Source organism: Mesorhizobium sp. CA4 (assembly GCF_020165075.1).
Lineage (GTDB): Bacteria > Pseudomonadota > Alphaproteobacteria > Rhizobiales > Rhizobiaceae > Mesorhizobium.
The window spans coordinates 72394-95365 of the sequence record NZ_JAIUHK010000005.1; the positions used below are offsets into that span (position 1 = coordinate 72394).

Consider the following 22972-nt stretch of genomic DNA (forward strand, 5'->3'; position numbering starts at 1 on the left):
TCATGATCTAGCGCCCGTTTGCGCCTTTCAGGCGCGCCTTGACGACCAGCGGCTGGATGTATGGCTCCAGCGATTTCAGCGTGCGTGCGAGCGCGCCGCGCATCTCGTCGACGGTGGCGGCACCCGCCGCCATCATTTCGTGGCGCGCCGCTTCGTTGGTCAAAAGGAAATTGACGGCGCCGGTCAGCATGTCGCGGTCGCGCACCAGCTTTGCGCCGCCGCTGTCGAGCAGGCGCTGATAGGCCTCGCGGAAATTCTGCACGTTACGGCCGGCCAGCACAGCGGTTTCGAGCATCGCCGGCTCGAGCGGGTTCTGGCCGCCTTGCGAAGTCAACGAGCGGCCGACGAAAGCGATCTCGGTCAGCCTCAGGTAAAGACCCATTTCGCCGATCGTGTCGCCGAGAAGGATGTCGGTATCGTGGGAGATGCGGTCGCCCTTGCTGCGCCTTGCCACGGACAGGCCCATGCCGGAAATCTGCGCAGCCAGCGCATCGGCGCGATCGGGGTGACGCGGCACGACGATGGTCAAGAGCCCGTGATGACGCCTGTGCAGGCTAGCATGGACCTCCGCGGCCACGACCTCCTCGCCATCATGGGTCGAGATCGCAGCCCAGGTCGGACGGCCGCCGATCTGGCGCTGCAGGGTGGCTAAGGCCCGCTCGTCGACCGGCGGCGGGTTGGTGTCCACCTTGAGGTTGCCGGAAACGGTGACCGGCCGGGCCCCCAGCGCGCGGAACCGTTCGCCGTCGATATCCGACTGGGCGATGACATGGGCGAGGTTTTCGAACAGCGCCTCGGCAACGCCGGCGCGCTTCTTCCAGGACATGAAAGAGCGGTCCGACAGCCGGCCGTTGACCAGAACCTGGGGCACATTGCGGGCGCCAAGTTCCAGGATGGTCATCGGCCAGATTTCCGATTCGGCGATGATCGCCAGTTCCGGCCGCCAGTGATCAAGAAAACGGCTTACCGCCGGCTTGAGATCGAGCGGCACATATTGGTGGATGATGCGGCTGCCGAGGCGCTCTTCGGCGACCTTGGCCGAGGTCACGGTGCCGGTGGTCAAAACGATGTTGACGCCATGGTCGAGGATGCTCTCGACCAGCGGCACCACCGCGATCGTCTCGCCGACGCTTGCCGCATGGATCCAGATCACCGGCCCTTCCGGCCGCGGACGGCCGGCAACGCCGTAGCGCTCGCGCCGGCGGGCGCGGTCCTCCTTGCCGCGCGAGGCGCGCCAGGCGACATAGGGGCCGATGAGCGGATAGGCGACCGCCCCCGCATAGCGATAGGCCGTGAGGGCAGCGCGCGCCCAACGCTCGCTCATTTGCCGCCATCCACGAGGCGATAAGCCTCGGCCGTCGCGGCATTAAGGGAGGCCGTGACCTCCTGCCGCTTGCGCTCCATCTCGGCATCATCGGCGTCGGCAGGCACGAAGACAGGCTGGCCTACGATGACCGCCGAGCGGCCGAAAGGCAGGTTGATGGTGGTCTTGTCCCAGCTCTTCTCCAACACCTTGCGGCGGCTTGTGGCGATAGCCGAGGGCAGGATCGGCCGGCCGGAAAGCCTTGCCAGAAGAACGATGCCGAGCCCGGCATCGCGCGGCGTGCTGTTCGGAATGTCAGCGATCATGGCGACGTTCTTGCCCGCGACGAGCGACCTCTTCAGCGCGATCAGGGCCTTGGCGCCGCCTTTGTCGAGATGCCTCGAGCTGTTGCGGCCGCCGGAACCGCGTACTGCCTCGATGCCGAATTTCTCGATCATCAGCGCCTGGAGCTCCGCATCGGCGCTGCGCGAGACCATGGCAACCAGCGGCCGGCCCTTGGGATAATAGGCAGGGGTGAGAAGATGCTGGCCGTGCCAGAGCGCGATGATGCCGGGCTCGAGATGCGCATGAGCCCCGCCCGCAACCTGGGTCGAGCCCTCGACCAACGGGCTGGTGACGCGAATCAGACGAACGAACCAGGCGAACAGGCTGGCGATGAAGTTCTTGACGAAACTCGACTGCGCCAACGGCTCGCGGATGCGCCTCCACAGCGTGCGCGTTCCGCCGCGCCTGGCGGCGCGCCGCCTAGTCGCCCCTTTCACCGCTTCATGCTCCATCGACGTCAACCGCCGACCTTCGATTCTGGATCGAGCAAACGGTGCAGATGAACAACGAAGTAACGCATGTGGGCATTGTCGACACTGGCTTGCGCCTTCGCCTTCCAAGCGGCGTGGGCCGATTGATAGTCGGGGTAGATGCCGACGATGTCGAGCGCGTCCAGGTCGCGAAACTCGGTTCCACCCAGCTTTTTCAGCTCGCCACCGAACACCAGGTGCAAAAGCTGCTTCTTTCCGTCTTCCACGGCCATGCCGATCCTTCGCAGATTCATGAGTTTTGTGAAACGTTTAGCCCAAAGCAGCCGATTTTGGAACTGCGGGGCCGACTCACCCTTGGTCAATCCCCTGCGATGACCCTGGCGAGCACGCCGAGCAGTTCGCCGCTGCCCGCGGCAAGCGCACCATGGTTGATCACCTCGCCGGCATAGCGCGGCGGCTTGCCGCGGCGGTCCAGCAATGCGCCGCCGGCCTCGGTGAGGATGAGATCGGCGGCGGCGATGTCCCAGTCATGCGCGTTAGGCTTGACGAAGGTCGCGTCGAGCTTGCCGGCGGCGATCATCGCCAGCCGATAGGCAAGCGAGGGAATGTAGGCTGTCCGCCGCAGCCTGTCGTGCCAGGCTTGCGGCATCAGGTCGACCAGCGGCTTGGGTCCACCGATATCGGCGCTTTCGCCCAGCGGACGCACGTGGATCCGCTTGTCGTTGAGATAGGCGCCCTCGCCCGGCAGCGCCCAATAGGTCTCGCGCTTGGCCGGGCATTCGAGGACGCCGGCGAGCGAGCGCCCGTCCTCCACCACGGCGACGCTGACGCACCAGGAATGCAGGCCATCGAGAAAGCCGCGCGTGCCGTCGATCGGGTCGACGACGAAGGTGCGGCGAGCCGACAGCCTGGCATGATCGTCGGCGGTCTCCTCCGACAACCAGCCGTAATCCGGCCGCGCCTTGAGCAGGGTCTCGCGCAGATAGGCGTCCGCCGCATGGTCGGCCTCACTGACCGGCGAGGTGCCGCCCTTCATCCACACCTGCGGGTTGTTGCCGAAATAGCGCATGGCGATGGCGCCGGCCTCGCGCGCGGCCTCGCGCAGCAAAGCGAGATCGTCGCGGGCGGCGCTCGATGTCAATTGGTCAAGCGCCGGCAAGGGTCATCCCTTCAATCAGGAGCGTCGGCGCCGCCGTGCCGAAATTGCGGTCGAGATCGTTCGCCGGCACCATGTTGAGGAACATGGTCTTCAGGTTCGACGCGATCGTCACCTCGGCCACCGGATAGGCCAGCGCGCCGTTCTCGATCCAGTAGCCGGAGGCGCCGCGGCTGTATTCGCCGGTCACCATGTCGACGCCCTGGCCGACGACCTCGGTGACATAGAAGCCGCGCTTCAACGAGGAGATCAAATCTTCCGGCGAACGCTCGCCGGGCTCGATGGCAAGGTTGGTCGAGGACGGTGAAACGGACGAGCCGCTGCGCGAGCCGCGCCCATTGGTGACAAGGCCGAGCTCGCGCGCGGCCGAGGTCGACAGGAACCAGTGGTTCAAGATGCCCTTCTCGACCATCAGCAGTTTCTCACCCTCGACGCCTTCGCCGTCAAAGGGACGCGAGGCCTGGCCGCGCCGACGCAAGGGCTCGTCGGTGACGGTGATTGCGGCCGAGGCCACCTGCTTGCCCATCATGTCGCGCAGGAAGCTGGTCTTGCGGGCGACCGCGGCACCGTTGATGGCGCCGGCGAGATGGCCGGCTATGCCACGCGCCACGCGCGGATCGAACACCACGTCGACCGGGCCGGTCGCCGCCTTGCGGGCGCCGATGCGGCGCACCGCGCGTTCGCCCGCCTTGCGGCCGATCTCTTCCGGCGCGTCGAGGTCGGCGAAATGTTGGCGCGACGAAAACTCGTAGTCGCGCTCCATCGCGGTTCCCTCACCGGCAATGACGCTGGTCGAGCGCGAGAAACGCGAGGCGACATACTGGCCGACAAAGCCATGCGAGGTGGCGAGAACCATACCGCCAAAGCCGGCACTGGCGCTGCTGCCCGAGGAATTGGTGACGCCCTTGACGGCCAATGCGGCCGCTTCGGCGGCAAGCGCTGCCTCCTTCAACTGATCCGCCGACACCTCGGTCGGGTCGAAAAGATCGAGATCGCGCAAATTGCGGGCGAGTAGCGCGGGATCGGCAAGACCTTGGAATGGATCCTCGGGCGAGACCTTCGCCATCGCCACCGCGCGTTCGGCGAGCGCCTTCGGATCGGACGCGGCGGTGGCCGAGACGCTCGCCACGCGCTGGCCGACGAAGACGCGCAGCGAGACATCCTCGCTCTCCGACGATTCGGTTCCTTCGACCTTGCCCAACCGAACCGAGACGCCGGTCGAGCGGCCGCGAACCGCCACCGCGTCGGCGGCATCAGCGCCGGCGCGCTTGGCCGCCTCGACGAGCGCCGCGACGCGATCGGTCAATTTCGCTGCGTGGAGCTTATCGGTCATAAGCTTGTTCCTGTTTGTTCAAGCAATCCGTCAGGTGGACCCTGCCGGCTAATGGATGCTGACGGACCCCGATAGACGCTGCGCCCCAACATGGACGCTTTCGCACCATCTATTGTTCCACCGACGCTTGTGCAATGGCGGATGCGGCAATCTCAAGGCAATCGCTGTGGTTCACGCGGGATGCTTTCCCGCAGCGTCGCGAAGAGCATCAGTTGGCCACCGGCGCCCAGATCACGTCATCGATCCTCGTTGCCCCCGTCGCCAGCATTACCAGCCGGTCGAAGCCCAGTGCCGAGCCGCTCGCTTGCGGCATGACGGCCAAAGCCGCGAGGAAATCCTCGTCCAGCGGATAGCGCTCGCCATAGACGCGTTCTTTCTCGTCCATCTCGGCGGCGAAGCGGCGGCGCTGCTCGGCCGCGTCGGTGAGCTCGCCAAAGGCGTTGGCAAGCTCGACGCCGCAGCAATAGAGCTCGAAGCGCTCGGCGACGCGCGGATCGTCAGCGCTCGGCCGGGCGAGCGCCGCCTCCGAGATCGGATAGCCGTAAAGGATGGTGGCCCGGCCCTGCCCCAGCGCCGGCTCGATCTTTTCCACCATCACCCGGCTGAACAGGTCGGCCCAATTGTCGTCGGGCGCAGTGCGCAGGCCGGCTCCGGCCAGCGCCTCGTAAAGCGCGTCTCGGTCGGTGCTGCCGTCGACTGAGACGGTCGCGAGCAGATCGATGCCGGCACGGCGCGTGAAAGCCTCCGCCACGCTCAGCCGCTCGGGCTCGGCGAACGGATCGGCCTCGCGGCCGCGAAAACGGAAACTCTTGGCGCCGGCCTTTTCCGCGGCGAGCGCCAGGAATTCGGCGCAGTCGTCCATCAGGCATTCATAGCTCTCGCCGACGCGATACCATTCGAGCATCGTGAATTCAGGATGATGCAGCGGCCCGCGCTCGCGGTTGCGCCAGACGGGGCCGAGGCTGAAGATGCGCTCCTCGCCGGCGGCAAGCAGCTTCTTGCAGGCGAATTCCGGCGAGGTGTGGAGATAGAGGGGCCGGCGCGACGCGTCGGGCCCGATGGCCTCGGTGGCGAAGGCGGCGAGATGCGCCTCGTTGCCGGGCGAAACCTGCAGCGCCGAGGTCGTCACCTCGATAAAATCGCGTTGCGCGAACCAGCCGCGAAGCGCCGCGGCGATGCCGTTGCGCGCCATCAGCCGGGGCCGGCGATCGGCATGGATATCAGGCGTCCACCAGGGCGAAGCGGCTGTCATGGGCAGGAAAATCGCTGGGAAGGCTGGCGGTTCGGCGCAAGATGCGCTAGGGCGCACGCGATGGCCGCCGTCGCCGCTTCTCGGAAATCGACGCCCGCAGGCCGAAAAACTCGAACGGGATCGAATATCGTGGTCAAGGTCATCGCCAGTTCCTTACGCAAAGGCAACGTCGTCGATAAGGACGGCAAGCTCTATGTCATCCTCTTTGCCGAAAACATCCACCCTGGCAAGGGCACGCCGGTGACCCAACTCGACATGCGCCGCATCGGCGACGGGGTGAAAATCTCGGAGCGCTACCGCACGACCGAAATGGTCGAGCGCGCCTATGTCGAGGAACGCGAGCACACCTTCCTCTATTCCGACGGCGAAGGTTTCCATTTCATGAACCCGGAAAGCTACGATCAGGTCGTGGCTTCCGAAGCCGTGGTCGGCGACATGGCGCCCTATCTGCAGGAAGGCATGGCCGTGCAGCTCGCGCAGTTCAACGGCGTGCCGATCTCGCTGACGCTGCCGCAGCGCGCCACCTTCGAGGTTGTGGAGACCGAGCCGGTCACCAAGGGCCAGACCGCATCGTCCTCCTACAAGCCCGCCGTGCTCTCCAACGGCGTGCGCACCGCTGTGCCGCCGCACATCTCCGCCGGCACGCGCGTGGTGGTGATGACTGCCGACGGCTCCTATGTAGAGCGCGCCAAGGACTAGACCAGAGTCCGGGTCTGCGCGGCCATCCAATTACCTGATCCGCCTGTGACCAGCGGCGGCCGTTGAGGTCAGCGCTGCTGCTTACCAAAAGCGGGCGTGCACGGCGGTCGCGTTGGTTCGAGTCCTGACCCGGAGCAGACGTTGCGTTTCCTGCCAGAGCCAGATCGAACTCGAACGCAGGAATCACCGCCTTCGGGCAATAATCTCGATCGGTGCAAGCTGGCCCGCTGAAATACTCTCGATCATATTTCGGACCATCTGGGGTCGCCGCGCTCCCATGAGTGTCTGGACCCCCAGTGCTGCCTGCCCTGTGGCCGCCTGGGCGCGCTGCCGCGCGAAATGGTCAAGCGCAACATCGCGCCGCTCGCGTTCCGACAATATCTCGAACCCTGCCGCGGAAAGCGCGTCGCGGTACTGCTCCGGCGCGGCGAGCGCGTTCGTATCTGCAGTACTCGCCCATGGCAGTGGATAAGACAGCTCGCCGGCTCCAGTGCGCATGACGTCGAAGACACCGAAACGCGCATCCGCGCGCAGGACCCGCGCAATCTCCGAAAATAGTGCGCTCTTGTCGGCAACGTTCATTCCAACGTGCAGCATGTAAGCGGCGGTGAACGATCCATCCGTGAAGGGCAGCGCCAAAGCATCGCCTTGCCGCAAAGAGACGCGCTCCTCGAGATGCAGCCAACTGGAAAGCACATTGCCGGCTTCGACGTAGTCGCGAGTGAGATCGATGCCGGTCACCTGGCAGCCGTACCGCGCAGCGATCTGCCGCGCCGGTCCGCCGAGGCCGCAGCCGATGTCGAGCACTCGATCCTTGGCAGTAAGCGCAAGTTGCCCTGCCAACTCTCCCGTGGCGGCGCGGCCGCCAATGTGAAACTCGTCCACCGGCGAGAGGTCCTCGGCGGTGACCGTGCTTTCGGTCTTCCCCATGGCGGCAAGACCATCACGAATATCTGCGATCAGGGTGCCTCGCGCGTAGTGGTCAGCAACCTGTGAACGCGGCGCCGCTTCCATGATCATCGCCCCTTTGGTGCAAGCTCGCGGATCATCACCGTCCTACAATCGCTCGACAGCGCCACCGGACATTCCCCGGCTCAGTCGATGCGCCTGTCATAGCATTTGAACCGTATTCGAGCCACCATGTGGCAGGCGTCCACGTCATAAACTTCATTCGCTTGTGGCAGCTTTTCCGCCGCTTGGCCTGAAAGGCAGCTTGTCAGAAGCCGGCCCACTCAAGGCATTCGCCATTGTAATCAAGCGTCACGATTGACTCTCAGTGGGCTTCGGATCGCGCGCATTCCGATCAATCAGCCGCAATATCGGCCACCGCTTCCACCGGCAAACCTGCGGCCTGCCACTCTGGCATGCCGTCCTCCAGCCGGCGCGCGGCATGCCCGAGCGAGCGCAGCGCGGCCACCGCCTCGAAGGACATCACGCACCACGGTCCACGGCAATAGGCGACGATTTCGCGGCCGACAGTGGCGTCGGCTGACCAGGCCTTGACCTCCCCCAGCGGGACGTTGATGGCGCCCGGCACATGGCCGAGCGCGAACTCGTCCGCCGGGCGGACGTCGATCAGCGTCACCAGCCCATCGCGCATCAGCGTCTGGAGCTCCTCGCGCGTGACCGGTCGCATGTCGTCGCGCGCGTCGAAATAGCCGCGCACGATGCGGTCGACCTCGGCAAGCTGCCGCTCGGCGACGCCGCGCACGGCGGCGAAGGCGGAAAGCACGCTTGCATCGGCGAGCGAATAGTGCACGAATTTTCCATCCCGGTCGGCCGAGACGATGCCGGCGCGGCGCAGCGCCTGCAGATGTTGGGAGATGTTGGCGACCGGCTGGCCTAGCTTCGCGGCGAGCGCCTCGACGCTGCGCGCACCTTGCGCGATGTGCTCGATCAACTCCAGGCGCAGCGGGTGGCCGAGCGCCTTGGCGACGATCGCGAACTGTTCGTAGAGCGCCTGTTTCGGATTGCGGATTGACATCGACCTTTCTGCCGTCATTCAATGTAATAATTGAATGACGGTTTCGACCATTGCTGTCAAGCGGAGCGGCTTGCCCGCGGCGCAGTTGCTCGTTCGGAGGGGAAGCGATGATTCTCAGGCAGTTCCTGCACACCGACCCGGTGGCCGCTTCCTATCTGTTCGGCTGCGGCGGCAAGGCTTCGGCAGCGGTCGTCGACCCGGTCGGCGGTATCGGGCCCTACATCGAGGCGGCGAATGCCGCGGGCATGCGCATCCTCTATGTCGTCGACACGCACATCCATGCCGACCATATCTCGGTGGGACGCGCGCTAGCCGAGACGACCGGCGCCGAATACGTGCTGTTCGAAGGTGCTGCAGCCGACTTCCCGTTCCGGCGGGTCAAGGATGGCGAGGTGCTGGAGCTCGGCAATGTGACGGCGACGGTGATGCACACGCCTGGCCACACGCCGGAGCATCTGAGCCTTCTGGTCACCGACCGGACGCGATCGAGCGAACCCTGGTTCGTGCTCACCGGGCACACGCTGATGGTCGGCGATCTCGGCCGCACCGAGCTTGCTTCAAGCGTGGAGGACGGGGCGCGTGCGCTCTATACCAGCGTGCGGCGGCTAAAAGAACTGGCGGATCACATCGAGGTGCTGCCCGGCGCCTATTCGGGCTCGGTCTGCGGTCGTTCGCTGAGCGGCAAGCCGACATCGACCATCGGCTTCGAGCGGCGCTTCAACAAGGTCTTCCGGATCGAGGACGAGGGTGAGTTCGTCGCCGCCATGACCGCCGACATCCCTCCCCCGCCGCCGGAGGCTGCCCGGACCCGGGCCGTCAACGCCGGAGCGAAACCTTGAGCACAGCGGCGTCCGCCGTCGCGCTCGGCCTCAAGGCCAACTGGAAGCAGTTTTCGCTCCTGGTGCTGATCAACGCCTTTGTCGGCGGCATGGTCGGCATCGAACGAACCGTCGTGCCGCTGATCGGCGCGGAGGAATTCGGCGTCGCTTCCACCACGCTGGTCGTCTCCTTCATCGTCAGCTTCGGTGTGGTCAAGGCCTGCGCCAACCTCGTCTCCGGCCAGCTTGCCGACAAATGGGGCCGCAAGCGCGTGCTGATCCTCGGCTGGCTATTCGGCCTGCCGGTGCCGTTCATCATCATCTGGGCGCCGCGCTGGGGCTGGATCGTCGCCGCCAACGCGCTGCTCGGCATCAACCAGGGCTTCGCCTGGTCGATGACCGTGATCATGAAGGTCGACTTGGTCGGGCCGAAATCGCGTGGGCTCGCCGTCGGCCTCAACGAGTTCGCCGGCTACCTCGCGGTCGGGGTCACCGCTTTCCTCACCGGCTATCTGGCGAGCCGCTACGGGCTGCGTCCGGTGCCGATCTATCTCGGCGTCGGCTATGCGATCCTGGGTGCGGCGCTGTCGATCCTGCTCGTGCGTGACACGCGCGAGCATGTGCGGCTGGAGCTGGCGAACCACCCGAAAGCAGCTTCGCCGCTGAGCTTCCGAGAGATCTTCATGCTGACCTCGTTCGGCGACCGCAATTTGTTCGCCGCCTCGCAGGCCGGCCTGGTCAACAACCTGAACGACGGCATGAGTTGGGGGCTGTTTCCGCTCTTCTTCGCCGCCAATGGGCTGGGCATCGAGCGCATCGGCATCCTCAAGGCGATCTATCCGGCGGTGTGGGGCATCCTTCAGGTTGCGACCGGGCCATTGAGCGACCGCTGGGGCCGTAAGGGGCTGATCGTCGCCGGCATGTGGGTGCAGGCGGCAGGGCTTCTCACCACCGCACTGACGCGCGATTTCGGCTGGTGGCTGCTTGCCAGCCTTTTGCTCGGCCTCGGCACGGCGATGGTTTATCCGAGCCTGATCGCGGCCGTGTCGGACGCGTCGCATCCCTCCTGGCGGGCACGCTCGCTCAGCGTCTATCGCTTCTGGCGCGACCTGGGCTATGCGATCGGGGCGCTGTCCGCCGGCCTGATCGCCGACTTCTTCGGCTTCGTCGCAGCGATCGCGGCCATTGCCGCACTGACCTTCCTGTCGGGCGCGATCGTCGCGGTGACGATGCGTGGGCCGCGTTCCGCCGCCGCGGTTCCGACATCGCGCGATAGTTGAGATCGCCTGCGAAACGAGGGCCGCGTTTACGTTAATGGAAGCTTGATGCTGCGCGGGACGTACCTGTCCGCTACAATCTGGACAGGTAAATTTCCTCGAGATCGTTCATGAGCAATCCGAACCGCATGCCGTGGGTGGACACGGCAAAGGGCCTTTCCATCATCCTGGTGGTGATGATGTATTCGGCCTACAACACCGGCGAATATACCGGCGGCGTCGGATTCCTGCATTATGTCATCGGCTTCGCCACGCCCTTCCGCATGCCGGAATTCTTCCTGATCTCGGGCCTGTTCCTGTCGCAGGTGATCGACCGGCCGTGGCGGCGCTATGTCGACCGCCGCGTCATCCACTACCTCTATTTCTACGTGCTGTGGGCGATCATCTCGATCGGACTGAAGATCGGCATCTTCAGCCGCGATCCGGCCGGCATGCTGCACGACCTTGCGATGGCGGTCATCCAACCCTATGGCGTCTTGTGGTTCATCTACATGCTTGCGGTCTTCGGGATCGCCATCCGCGTGCTGCGCGAGCTTCGCGTGCCGCACTGGATCGTCATCCCGCTCGCCGCCGCGCTGCAGATGTGGGCGCCGAAGCCGGACAGCTACGCGCTCGAGCAGTTCGCGGCGTATTTCGTGTTCTTCTATCTCGGCTTCGTGCTGGCGCCGGTGATCTTCCGGCTGGTGGAGTGGACGCAGGCGCGGCCGGCGATCGCCGTTGCGGGCCTGCTCGCCTGGGCCCTCGTCAACGGCCTGCTCGTCTATTCGCCGGGCTATGCGATGCAACCGGTCGGCATGCAGATGGGCCTGGCGGCATGGCCGCCGCTGCATCTGGCGCTGGCTGTCGCCGGCGCCGTGGCGCTCTGCGTTGCCGGCGGTTTCCTGTCGAGATTCGCCTCGATGGAATGGCTGCGCTGGCTGGGCGAGCATTCGCTGGTCGTCTATGTCGCCTTCACCATCCCGATGTCGATCTTTCGCGGGCTCATGCTGGCGAGCGGCCTTCTGACCGACACCGGCGTGCTGAGCCTGGCGGTGCTGCTCGTCTCGGTCATCAGCCCGGTGGTGCTCTACTTCATCGTCAAGCGCGTCGGCTTCGGCACCTTCCTGTTCGAGCGGCCGGCCTGGGCGCATGTCGACGGGCCGAACGCCGCGAAGGCCTCCAGCAAGCCTATGACGCGGCCGGCACGCGAGGCGGCCTGATCGGGCCACGCCTCCAGCAGTCCGTTACTTGCCGCCGCCGTGTTCCGGACGCCGCGCGGCCTTGATCTTGCCGCTGCTCCCGCCGCCGCAGAAAAAGCAGCCGCCGCCGTCGGATTCCAGCCCCGACACGCCTGAGGGCATCGCCAATTCCTGCAGCACATCGCCTGTTTCGGGATCGACGCGCACCAGATCGCCCTCCTCGCCCTCCCAGGTGGCATGCCAGAGCTCGCCATCGACCCACGTGACCCCGGTAACGACGCGCTTCGATTCGATCGTGCGGATCACCTTGCCCGTTTCGGGATCGATCTGATGGATCTTATGCGCCCGGTATTCGCCCACCCAGAGCGAACCCTCGGCCCAGGCGAGCCCCGAGTCACCCCCGTTGCCGGGAGCGGGAATGGTTGCAACGACCTTGCCGATCTTCGGGTCCACCTTGTGGATGCGATCCTCGGCAATCTGGTAGAGATACTCGCCGTCAAAGGCGGTGCCGGCATGCGAGGCGACATCGATCGTACGCACGATCATGCCGCTGTCGGGATCGAGCGCGTTCAGCTTGTCGCCACTCGCGAACCAGACATTTTCGCCGTCATAAGTAACGCCGTTGACGCGCTCGACGCCGGGGAACGGCCCGTATTCACGCAGGATCTCGGCGGCGGCTCTTTTCATTTTCGATCTCCATTCGAACAATGGCCGCAGACTAGTCGCTCGGCAGCGGACCCGGGAGTAACAAGACAGTCGGGAATCCGGTCATCGGCGGCATCATCCAGCGGCGCGCCCGGCCGCGGCCGACCGCCTGCACTTTGTGCTCGGCCGACAACTGCTCCAGCGCCCGCTGCACGGTCCGCGCGCTGGCGCCAAGCGCGATCGCCAGCGCCGAGCTCGACCAGGCCTCGCCATCGGTCAGGAAGGCGAGCACAGCGCCATGTTCGTCCTCGACCGGCGGCGCCAGCACGACGACTTCGGCAGCGTTGAGCGGCGTCAACGCGAAGCCGCCGGCGGTCGCATTGATCTCGGCAAGCTCGGCGAGCTCGGCGCGCAGCCGACCCATTTCGACCCTGAGCCGCGCACGATGCGATTCATCGGCGTGCTTCGCCCGGAAGGCGCGCTTAAGCAGCGTCTCGCGCGATGCGTCGGCCGGCCATGCCTCGGCAAGCGTGCGCGCCAGCGCGAACAGCACCGGCCGGGTCGCCAGCGAAACGACCGCATCGGTTTCGCGCACGACGTTGCGGCAAGCATCGATGACCAGCGCGCCCGAGTTCAGCAACGCCTCGACTTCGTCGAGCAGCAGTTCCTTCTCGGTGCCGCGCGCGATCAGCCGGCCGACCGGCGTGTTCAACACCAGGGACGCCGCTTCGACTTCGGCCTTCAACGCCGGGATGTTGGCTTCATAAGCGGCAAGCGACGCCCGGCCGAAGGCCGAGCGCGCCGCCTTTGTCCTCAGTCGCCTGACCGCAATGCCGGCCGCGGCGAGTTCATGTGCGACGCGCGCCACCGGCGGCAGCGGCGCCGGATCGAAGTCCGACAGCAGGCGCTCGGCCTCGTCGAGCCGGCCGATCAGGATGAGGCGGCGCGCCTCGAGGCTGCCCGCATAAGCGGCGTTCAAGCGGTCCCCACGCGATTGAAGCGTCGCCCTTGCGGCACGCAGCGCCTTCTCCGGCCAGCCGAGGTCGCGCGAGACCAGCGCGATCTCTGCCTCGGCGACGACGCAGCGCGCACGCGCCACTGCTTCCCTAGGGCTGAAGGCGCGGGCGGCGTCCTTCAGCAGCGCCTTGGCCTTGGCGAAATCACCGAGCTGCGCCATCGCGATGCCGCGGAGCGCCAGCGCCGGCGCGTCGTCACGCAGCGCGACGCGTTTCAAGGCGCCGAGCGGATCGCCCGCGGCAAGCGCGCGGCCGGCGGCCTTGATCAGCGAATCCATGCCACCGTCTCAGCGCCCGCCGTAGCAAATCGCGTCACACTTGTAACTCTCACCATTGCAGGGCGCTGTCCTATGTCTGTCCTCGTCACCCCAACCAAACCCAAGAACGGGACAAGAGCAATGACCCAACACATGAAGACACCGCCGGTCGTTTCGCAGGAAGCGTGGGAAGGCGCCTATGAAGAGATGCTGGTGAAGGAAAAGGCGCTCACCCGCGCCCGCGACGCTTTGGCCGCCGAACGCCGCCGCATGCCGTGGATGGAAGTCAAGAAGGACTATGTGTTCGAAGGCCCGAACGGCAAGATGAGCCTGCTCGACCTCTTCGAAGGCCGCCGCCAGTTGGTCATCTACCGCGCCTTTTTCGAGCCCGGCGTCTATGGCTGGCCCGAACATGCCTGCCGCGGCTGCTCGCTCGGCGCCGACCAGGTCGGCAACCTCGCCCATCTCAATGCCCGCGACACCACGCTTGCCTATGCCTCCCGCGCGCCGCAGGCCGATATCCAGCGGCTGAAGCAGCGGATGGACTGGAAAATGCCCTGGTACACCATCACCGACAGCTGGGATAAGGATTTCGGCGTCGACGAATGGCACGGCCACAACGTCTTCATCCATGACGGCCAACGCATCTTCCGCACCTATTTCGTCAACAACCGCGGCGACGAGGCGTTCGGCACCGTCTGGAGCTATCTCGACGTCACACCGCTCGGCCGCCAGGAGGTGTGGGAGGATTCGCCCGAGGGCTATCCGCAGACCCAGACCTACAAATGGTGGAACTGGCACGACAATTACGATGAAGGCGCCGCGCCCGACCAGAGATGGGTCGAGGTGTCGGATGTCGGCGAAGCGGCTTTCCGCAACAAGAACGCCTGAACGTGAAGCGACTCCGGTGGCGCTACCCGCCCCGCCGGAGCCGATCTCGCCAAGCCCTTCCCTCTCTCCTGCGCTTGCAAACCTGACCGCTTCAGAAGGTGGACACCATGAGCATCGACAATCCCGCCCCTCGCCTGAGCGGCTTCGGCCTCGCCGACTGGCTTTGCCTCGCCGCGGCGCCGACCTTCGCAGCAATGGCCCTGCTGACAGTTGCCTATGACGGCCACGACATGATGTGCATGCCGGGCGCCTCGGTGCTCAGCGGCATGGCGCCGATGTATCTCCTGATGGCGGCTTTCCATCTTGCGCCATGGCTGCGGCTGGTGGCGAGGCGGGGGTGAAATCGACGATATCGCCGGTCTCCATCTCAGCTCCGGCCAAACGTCTGTTTCGCCAGCAGGATAGAGTTGACCAGCTCCTGGTCTTTGTAGGGTTTCGCGAGCAAAGGAACATCCGCCGGCAGATCGCCGATTGCCTTGGTGTCGGCGTATCCGGTGATGATGACCGCAGGCCAATCCGCCTTGAGGTTGCGCGCAAATCGGATCACGTCCAGACCTGAAACGAGCGGCATGGCAAAATCGGTGACGATCACGTCGAAATCCTGCGGCGCCTTCTCGATCCTGGCCAGCGCCTCGGCGCCGCCGGCTGCGCATGTTACATCGAAGCCGCTTTGCCTCAACGACGCCGCCGTCAACTCGCGCAAGGCATCGCTGTCGTCGACCAACAGGATCGACGGCTGGGCGCCGTTGCCGTTCATGCGAGGTTGGCTGACCTGGCGCTGCTCGACCGACCGGGCCGGTTGCTTCAATGATCGCGGCAGCCACAGGTGCATCGCCGTGCCTCGCCCGACAACGCTCTCGATCCGAAGCGTGCCGCCCGACTGCTTCGCAAACCCGTAGACCGTACTCAGGCCCAGGCCGGTGCCCTTGCCGACGGCTTTCGTCGTGAAGAAGGGCTCAATGACTTTCGCCACGAGATCGGCCGGAATGCCCGAGCCGGTATCGATGACCGAGATGACGACATAGTCGCCCGCCCCCAGTTCGTCGGAGCGACCGTCGGTCGTGCGATTTTCAGCGCATATCGTGATCGAACCGCCTGTGGGCATTGCGTCGCGCGCGTTGAAAACCAGGTTCATGAGGGCGAGTTCGAGCTGGCCTGCGTCCACCAGCACCGGCCAAACCGAATTGTCGATTTGCCATTCGAAACGAACCAGGCCTCCGAGCACCGGCCCGACGAGCCCGTAGAGCGGCTCCACCAGCGTCGCCAGTTGCAAAGGTTCGGGCTTCAGATGCTGACGCCGGGAGAAGGCGAGCATGCGATTAACCAGGTCGGCGCCTTGTTTGGCCGAGCGCCTTGTAAGGTCGAGCACTTTTTTTCCCTGCTCGTCGAGCGCGGTGCTGCGCTCGAGCAGCCCGAGCCCGCTGAGGATTGCCGCAAGCAGGTTGTTGAAATCATGGGCAAGTCCGCCGGTAAGCTTGCCGATGGCGTCAAGACGCTGCGCCTTGAGCAGCCTGTCTTCCAGCTCGCGCCGCTCGGTGATGTCGAGCAGCGTGCCAACAATTTCGTCCGTATTTTCCAGGGGATTATGCAGGATGATGCCCTGGTCCAGGAAACTTCGGTATTTGCCATCCGCGCACTGCCATCGGAATTCGCAGCTATAGGAGCCGGCCGCTTTGGCGCCACGCAGCGCGGCCTCGACATCGGGCAAGTCGTCCGGATGCACACGACTAAGGCCAAAGCCGGGTTCCGATGTTAGCCGCTCGGGAGAAAATCCCGTCAATCGCTCGATCCCGCTGGTGACGAAGCTGGCGTCAAAAGGCGGTTCGAGGGATCGCGCATGAAAACATACCGGCACCGATTGCAGGATGGCCTCCTGGCGCTGCTCGGCGGCACGCAAGGCTCGTTCCGCCTCGAGCCTCGACTTTTGCGACTCCAGGGCCCGCTCCAGCAGTTTCTGCTCCACAATCGCCTTGCGCTGGATTTCCAGGGTCTTCTCGTGCAACTCGACGAACACGGCCACCTTCGAGCGCAGCATGACCGAATCGAAGGGCTTGAAGACGAAGTCGACCGCGCCGGCACCATAACCGCGCAGCATGTGCGCTTCTTCCTTGTTGATCGCGGTCAGGAAGATGATGGGGGTGCGTCTCGACTGCTCGCGTTGGCGGATCAATGAGGCGGTCTCGTATCCGTCCAGCCCCGGCATCAGCACATCCAGCAGGATGACGGCGAAGTCTTCTTTCAGAAGGAACCGCAGCGCCTCCTCGCCAGTGTGCGCACAAACGACTTCGCCCACTCCGGCCAAGACTTCGCTGATCGCCATGAGATTTCGATCGTCATCGTCAACGGCGAGGATCCGGGCGCCTTCTGTGACCTCCGGCAAGGCTGGCTGATGCTCGGGCTTGGTCTTCAGCATTCTTTGCATCGACGAACCGTCACATGACCGCCAGGAGCTTTTCCGATGGCTGCGCGTGTTGTCTCGACCGCCCGATCCAGACCCGGAGCAGCGCGAGCAGAAGGTCGAGATCCACGGGCTTGGCTATGTAATCTGAAGCACCCGCATCAAGGCACTTTTGCCGGTCGCCTTTCATGGCCTTGGCGGTCACCGAGATCAGAGGGACGTGCGCGATTGGCGGCATGCCCCGTATCTGCCGCATGGTCTCATAACCGTCCATCTCAGGCATCATGATGTCGATGAGCGCGACGTCCATGTCTGGATTTTGCTCGAGCAGCGCTATGCCGTCGCGACCCCGCTCGGCATGCAAAACCTGGATGCCATATGTTTCGAGCACGCTGGTCAGCGAATAGATGTTGCGAATGTCGTCGTCGACGATGAGAACTTTGGCGCCGGCAAGATCGGACCTATCCGATCGTGGGGAGGCTGCAGCCCCGTTGGTACGACTATCCCGCGGCAGGGTTGCCGACATCAGCAGCGCCAACTGGCTAAAATTCTCGGCACGGGCAACATCCGCCAACTCCGGTCTCAGCCCGATCAGTTGCTCGAGGGCTTCCGGATACGGTGCGAAGAACACAAGCTTGGATGACAGGCTCTCGAGCGAGGCCGCGATTCCCTCGATCATCTTGGCGTTGTCCTTGCCCGACCTCCCGAAGCCCAGCACGATCGCGTCATAGGTGTCGAAGTCTATTCCCCGGCCATTTGCGGCGATCCGGCCGACAGGCGTGACGGACGTGACGCCATCGCGGATCGCTTCGACCAAGGCAAGCCGCCGCTCGGGATCGGCATCCACGATCAGGACATTGCGCTGCAGGCGCAATTTGCTCGAATGAATGTCCTCGAACACCTTCATGAGGTCGTCCGATGATGCCGGCTTTGTCGAGACGCTGGCGGCGCCATTGCGCAACAGGCCCGCCGTATCTTCCGCACCCGAGATGACGTGTATCGGGATGCCTGCGGTCTTGGGGTCGTGCCGCAGAAGATCGAACAGCACCCAGCCATCTATATCCGAAAGGCCGAGGTCCAGAGTGATTGCATCCGGCACCAGCTTCCTCGCCAGCGCCACCGTCCCGGAGCCCGCGGTGGACAAGACGCCCTTGAGGCCTGCCGAGCGCGCCATGCCCAGTAACAGTCCCGCAAAGGTGGGATCGTCCTCGACGATCAGCACGACCCGGTCTTCAGGAGAAAGCGCATCCCGGTCGTCGATCAGTTCGGGAACCGAAACACTGCCCGTGGGAACCATCACGTCCTGTTCGACGATCACGGGTTGCGGAACCGCCCGCGGACCTTCGATGGGGATGACGAGCGTGAATGTCGAACCCTTGCCGGGGGTGCTCTCAACCCTCAGTTCGCCTCCCAGCAGCCGCGCGATCTCACGGCTGATAGACAGGCCAAGCCCGGTGCCGCCATATTTTCGGCTGGTGGTGCCGTCGGCTTGCTGGAAAGCCTCGAAAATCAGCTTCTGCTTGTCCTCGGGAATGCCGATGCCGGTATCCGTGACCGCGATGGCCACCGCCTTGGGCGCCTGGACACCGTTGCGCCGCCCGGTCTTCTCGGGCCTGAAGGTGAGGCTGACCTCGCCCATCGACGTGAATTTGAATGCATTCGACAACAGGTTGAGCACGATTTGCTGCAGCCGCTTCTCGTCGGTGCGCACCGTCTCCGGAAGGCCCGGATCAAGTTCTATGGTGAAGCCCAGTCCCTTGTCGGCGGCCAACTGACGGAATGTACGTTCCATGTGCTGACGAAGATGCGCCAGCGGCATATCATTGATCTCGACGGAAACAGTACCGGACTCGATCTTCGACAGATCGAGAATGTCGTTGATGAGGCTAAGCAGGTCAGTTCCGGCCGAATTGATGGTCCGGGCAAACTCGACTTGCTTGTCGTTAAGATTGCCCTGCTGATTGCTGGCCAGCAGATTCGAGAGGATGAGCAGCGAGTTCAGCGGTGTGCGCAGCTCGTGGCTCATATTGGCCAGAAATTCGGATTTGTACTTGGAGGTCAGCGCGAGCTGTTCGGCTTTCTCCTCGAGCGCCCGCCGAGCCATTTCGATTTCCAGATTCTTGTTCTCCACCTGCTTCTTTTCGTTTTCGAGCAGCTGGGCCTTTTCCTGGAGTTCTTCGTTGGTGGCGTGCAGTTCCTCCTGCTTCTTCGTCAGTTCCGTCTGGCGCGCCTGCAATTCAGAGGTCAGAAGCTGCGACTGTTTGAGCAGACCTTCGGTGCGCATCGTCGCCGCGATCGTGTTGAGCACGATGCCGACCGATTCCATCAGCTGATTGAGGAACGACTGGTGCGTATCGCGAAATTCGCTGAAGGAGGCGAGCTCGATCACCGCCTTGACCTCGTCTTCGAAGAGCGCGGGCAGGATGATGACATTGGCCGGCGCGGCGTTGCCGAGGCCGGTTGTGATGCGCAGGAAGTCGGGCGGCACATTGTCGAGGACGATCGCACGCTTGTCGGCAGCGCTTTGGCCGATGAGGCCCTCGCGCAGGTCAAGCCGCTGTTTCATTGAGGCCTTGCTCTCGGCGCCATAGGACGCCGCGAGCTCGAGATAGGACTCGTCCTCTTCCCGGTTGGTCACGTAGAACACGCCGTATTGCGCGTTCACCAGTGGCGCCAGCTCAGACATGATCAGGCGCGACACCGTCGCCAGATCGCGCTCGCCCTGCAGCATGCGCGAGAACCGCGCCAGATTGGTCTTCAGCCAGTCCTGTTCGGCATTCTTGAGCGTCTGATCCTTGAGGTTGCGGATCATCTCGTTGATGTTGTCCTTGAGTGCCGCCACCTCGCCTGACGCCTGGACGCTGATCGAGCGCGTCAGATCACCCTTGGTCACCGCGGTCGACACTTCAGCGATGGCGCGCACCTGGGTCGTGAGATTGGCTGCGAGCTGATTGACATTGTCCGTCAGGTCGCGCCAGAGCCCGGCCGCGCCCGGCACGCGAGCCTGGCCGCCAAGCTTGCCTTCGATGCCGACCTCACGCGCGACGTTGGTGACCTGGTCGGCAAAGGTAGCGAGCGTCTCGATCATGCCGTTTATGGTATCGGCCAGTGAGGCGATCTCGCCCTTGGCATCGACAGTGAGCTTGCGGCGCAGATTTCCCTGCGCCACCGCGGTCACGACATCGGCGATGCCGCGCACCTGGTTCGTGAGGTTGGTGGCCATCAGGTTGACGTTGTCGGTAAGGTCCTTCCAGGTGCCGGCAACGCCCTCGACGCGAGCCTGGCCGCCGAGCTTGCCCTCGGTGCCGACCTCGCGCGCCACGCGCGTCACCTCCCCGGCAAAAGAGTTCAGCTGATCGACCATGGTGTTGATCGTCGATTTCAGCTCCAAAATCTCGCCCTTGACGTCCACGGTGATCTTTTTCGACAGATCGCCGCGTGCGACGGCGGTGGTCACTTCGGCGATGTTACGCACCTGGCCGGTGAGGTTTTCGGCCATGGAATTCACGTTATCGGTGAGGTCCTTCCAGGTGCCGGCGACGCCGCGGACCTGGGCCTGGCCGCCCAATTTGCCCTCGGTGCCGACCTCTCGGGCGACTCGGGTCACCTCTCCGGCAAATGAGTTCAACTGGTCGACCATGGTGTTGATCGTCGACTTCAGCTCCAGAATCTCACCCTTGACGTCGACGGTGATCTTCTTCGACAGATCGCCAAGGGCGACGGCGGTGGTCACCTCTGCGATGTTGCGCACCTGACCGGTCAAATTCGCGGCCATGGCATTCACATTGTCGGTCAGATCCTTCCATGTGCCGGCTACGCCGCGGACCTGCGCTTGCCCACCCAGCTTGCCATCCGAGCCGACCTCGCGCGCAACACGCGTCACTTCCGACGCGAACGAGTTGAGCTGGTCGACCATCGTGTTGATAACGTCCTTGATCTGCAGGATCTCGCCCAGCGCATCGACCGTGATCTTCTGGGTCAGGTCGCCGGTGGCAATCGCGGTCGCGACCTTGGAGACGTCACGCAGCTGGACCGTGAGATTGCCGGCCATTGCGTTCACATTGTCGGTCAAATCCTTCCAGGTGCCGCCGACGCCTTCGACGTGGGCCTGTCCGCCAAGCTTGCCTTCCGAGCCGACTTCGCGCGCCACGCGCGTCACTTCCGAGGCGAAGGAGTTGAGCTGATCCACCATCGTATTGACGGTGTCTTTCAATTCCAGAATTTCGCCCTTGACGTCGACAGTGATCTTCTTCGACAGGTCGCCGCGCGCGACGGCCGTGGTGACTTCGGCGATATTGCGCACCTGGCCTGTAAGATTGGCAGCCATCAGGTTGACGCTGTCGGTCAGGTCCTTCCAGGTGCCGCCGACGCCTTTCACGTCGGCTTGGCCGCCAAGCTTGCCTTCGGTGCCAACTTCGCGGGCAACGCGCGTCACCTCCGATGCGAAAGAATTGAGCTGATCTACCATGGTGTTGATGGTGTCCTTGAGCTCCAGGATCTCGCCCTGGACCGCCACCGTGATCTTCTTCGACAAATCGCCAGACGCGACCGCCGTCGTCACTTCGGCGATGTTGCGAACCTGCCCGGTCAGGTTTTCGGCCATCGAGTTCACATTGTCAGTCAGATCCTTCCACGTGCCGGCGACACCACGTACCTGGGCCTGGCCGCCCAGCTTGCCCTCGGAACCGACCTCGCGCGCCACGCGCGTCACTTCCGAAGCAAACGAGTTGAGCTGGTCCACCATCGTGTTGATGGTGTTCTTCAGTTCGAGAATTTCACCCTTCACGTCGACGGTGATCTTCTTCGACAGGTCGCCGAGCGCGACGGCCGTTGTCACTTCGGCGATGTTGCGAACCTGCCCGGTCAGATTTTCGGCCATCGAATTGACGTTGTCGGTAAGGTCCTTCCAGGTGCCACCGACACCCTCCACGCGGGCCTGACCGCCGAGCTTGCCTTCGGTGCCGACCTCGCGCGCCACGCGCGTCACTTCCGAGGCGAATGAATTGAGCTGGTCCACCATCGTGTTGATGGTGTTCTTGAGCTCCAGGATCTCGCCCTTCACGTCGACGGTGATTTTCTTCGACAAATCGCCCGAGGCGACGGCCGTGGTGACCTCGGCGATATTGCGGACCTGCCCTGTGAGATTGGTCGCCATGGCATTGACGTTGTCCGTCAGGTCTTTCCAGGTGCCGGCCACGCCCTTCACCCGCGCCTGGCCACCCAGCTTGCCTTCGGTGCCCACCTCGCGGGCAACGCGCGTAACCTCCGAAGCGAAGGACCCCAACTGCCCGACCATCGTGTTGACGACCTTGCCGATACGGAGAAACTCGCCTCGCAGAGGCCGACCGTCGATCTCCACCATCATGGTTTGTGACAGATCGCCCTTGGCAACCGCACCAATGACGCGAGCCACCTCCGTGGTCGGTTGGACCATGTCCTCGATCAGATCGTTGACGGAGCGGACGCTTTTTTCCCAGCTGCCTGTGGCATTGCGCACATGGCCGCGCTCACCGATCCGCCCATCCTTGCCGACCATCCTGCTCAGCCGCTCGAACTCGCGCGTGACCTGATCGTTGATCTCCACGATCTGGTTGAAGGTCTCTGCGATATCGGAATCGAGCCCTTCATAGACATTGTCGATGCGCACAGAGAAGTCGCCCCGCCGGAAGGCTTTGAGGGCGTTCAAAATCTGGCGGCGGTCCAACTGCGGTTTGGATCTCAGCGTACTCACAGCGCCCCCTCACAGCCCTGGCGGATAACGATCAAGACTTGTCGTGAATGAAAAATTCCCCTCGCGGACACACTCCCGCGAGGGCCACAACGCCCGAACCGTATTTCGGTTCCATTTTATGAGCGGCGACATCTTCGTTGAGCGCCGCGTGGCGAATAGACGGACGCCGATCCTGCCAAAATCGAAAATCGGGCCGCTGCTCCCTCCAGGTCTTGACGAAAATAGGCGCGCCTGTTGAGACATTGGAGCAAATGGAGA

The 22972-nt window shown here is 64.1% G+C and carries 18 protein-coding genes; 6 read left to right on the forward strand and 12 right to left on the reverse strand.

Translation table 11 applies throughout. The features are described from left to right. Positions 1 to 7: 7 nt before the first annotated feature. The 6 genes from waaA to epmA form a co-directional block, all read right to left on the reverse strand. A complete protein-coding gene (gene waaA, locus LB528_RS05895; RefSeq protein WP_224714160.1) occupies positions 8 to 1324 on the reverse strand; it encodes a lipid IV(A) 3-deoxy-D-manno-octulosonic acid transferase in 1317 nt (438 codons plus the stop codon). Then, complete coding sequence (locus LB528_RS05900) at positions 1321 to 2100, reverse strand: lysophospholipid acyltransferase family protein (RefSeq protein WP_224714161.1); 780 nt, start codon at positions 2098 to 2100, stop codon at positions 1321 to 1323. Before LB528_RS05900 ends, waaA begins: the two co-directional genes overlap by 4 nt. A 5-nt stretch (positions 2101 to 2105) precedes the next feature. After that, a complete protein-coding gene (locus tag LB528_RS05905) occupies positions 2106 to 2351 on the reverse strand; it encodes a DUF4170 domain-containing protein (RefSeq protein ID WP_041002569.1) in 246 nt (81 codons plus the stop codon). Positions 2352 to 2437: 86 nt separating this feature from the next. Further along, positions 2438 to 3238: a 3'(2'),5'-bisphosphate nucleotidase CysQ gene (locus LB528_RS05910; RefSeq protein ID WP_224714162.1), complete on the reverse strand. Its 801-nt coding sequence runs from the start codon at positions 3236 to 3238 to the stop codon at positions 2438 to 2440. After that, on the reverse strand, positions 3225 to 4568 hold the full coding sequence (locus LB528_RS05915) for a TldD/PmbA family protein (protein ID WP_224714163.1): 1344 nt from the start codon (positions 4566 to 4568) through the stop codon (positions 3225 to 3227). The genes LB528_RS05910 and LB528_RS05915 overlap by 14 nt, the downstream gene beginning before the upstream one ends. Before the next feature lie 208 nt (positions 4569 to 4776). Beyond that, complete coding sequence (gene epmA, locus LB528_RS05920) at positions 4777 to 5820, reverse strand: EF-P lysine aminoacylase EpmA (protein ID WP_224714164.1); 1044 nt, start codon at positions 5818 to 5820, stop codon at positions 4777 to 4779. Between the two features lie 129 nt (positions 5821 to 5949). On the opposite strand from epmA, the gene efp reads away from it, so the two are divergent. After that, positions 5950 to 6519, forward strand: coding sequence for an elongation factor P (efp, locus tag LB528_RS05925; RefSeq protein ID WP_224516547.1), 570 nt, complete (start codon positions 5950 to 5952; stop codon positions 6517 to 6519). A 183-nt stretch (positions 6520 to 6702) separates the two neighbouring features. On the opposite strand, the gene LB528_RS05930 is transcribed toward efp, so the two are convergent. Then, a complete protein-coding gene (locus LB528_RS05930; RefSeq protein ID WP_224714165.1) occupies positions 6703 to 7539 on the reverse strand; it encodes a class I SAM-dependent methyltransferase in 837 nt (278 codons plus the stop codon). A 283-nt stretch (positions 7540 to 7822) separates the two neighbouring features. Continuing rightward, on the reverse strand, positions 7823 to 8503 hold the full coding sequence (locus LB528_RS05935) for an ArsR/SmtB family transcription factor (RefSeq protein WP_224714166.1): 681 nt from the start codon (positions 8501 to 8503) through the stop codon (positions 7823 to 7825). A gap of 107 nt (positions 8504 to 8610) precedes the next feature. Here LB528_RS05935 and LB528_RS05940 point away from each other — a divergent pair, with 107 nt between their 5' ends. The 3 genes from LB528_RS05940 to LB528_RS05950 all read left to right on the forward strand — a co-directional run bounded on the left by LB528_RS05940 (position 8611) and on the right by LB528_RS05950 (position 11797). Then, positions 8611 to 9342 (forward strand): MBL fold metallo-hydrolase, encoded by a 732-nt coding sequence (locus LB528_RS05940; protein ID WP_224714167.1) that lies wholly within the window; start codon positions 8611 to 8613, stop codon positions 9340 to 9342. Next, a complete protein-coding gene (locus LB528_RS05945; RefSeq protein ID WP_224714168.1) occupies positions 9339 to 10601 on the forward strand; it encodes an MFS transporter in 1263 nt (420 codons plus the stop codon). The genes LB528_RS05940 and LB528_RS05945 overlap by 4 nt, the downstream gene beginning before the upstream one ends. Positions 10602 to 10708: 107 nt before the next feature. Then, on the forward strand, positions 10709 to 11797 hold the full coding sequence (locus LB528_RS05950) for an acyltransferase family protein (protein WP_224714169.1): 1089 nt from the start codon (positions 10709 to 10711) through the stop codon (positions 11795 to 11797). 24 nt (positions 11798 to 11821) lie between these two features. Here LB528_RS05950 and LB528_RS05955 read toward each other — a convergent pair whose 3' ends face one another. Continuing rightward, positions 11822 to 12463, reverse strand: coding sequence for a DUF6923 family protein (locus tag LB528_RS05955; protein WP_224714170.1), 642 nt, complete (start codon positions 12461 to 12463; stop codon positions 11822 to 11824). 31 nt (positions 12464 to 12494) lie between these two features. Next, on the reverse strand, positions 12495 to 13715 hold the full coding sequence (locus tag LB528_RS05960) for a helix-turn-helix domain-containing protein (protein ID WP_224714171.1): 1221 nt from the start codon (positions 13713 to 13715) through the stop codon (positions 12495 to 12497). 120 nt (positions 13716 to 13835) lie between these two features. Between LB528_RS05960 and LB528_RS05965 the strand changes: the two genes are divergently transcribed. After that, complete coding sequence (locus tag LB528_RS05965) at positions 13836 to 14585, forward strand: DUF899 domain-containing protein (RefSeq protein WP_224714172.1); 750 nt, start codon at positions 13836 to 13838, stop codon at positions 14583 to 14585. Between the two features lie 107 nt (positions 14586 to 14692). Continuing rightward, the gene (locus tag LB528_RS05970) at positions 14693 to 14926 is read left to right on the forward strand and encodes a hypothetical protein (protein WP_224582010.1); all 234 of its coding nucleotides are present in this window, start codon (positions 14693 to 14695) and stop codon (positions 14924 to 14926) included. A 26-nt stretch (positions 14927 to 14952) separates the two neighbouring features. Here the strand turns inward: LB528_RS05970 and LB528_RS05975 are convergent, their stop codons facing one another. After that, a complete protein-coding gene (locus LB528_RS05975) occupies positions 14953 to 16998 on the reverse strand; it encodes a response regulator (RefSeq protein ID WP_224516536.1) in 2046 nt (681 codons plus the stop codon). Between the two features lie 19 nt (positions 16999 to 17017). Continuing rightward, positions 17018 to 22669, reverse strand: a complete 5652-nt coding sequence (locus tag LB528_RS05980) for a HAMP domain-containing protein (protein WP_318012276.1) — start codon at positions 22667 to 22669, stop codon at positions 17018 to 17020. Between the last annotated feature and the right edge of the window lie 303 nt (positions 22670 to 22972).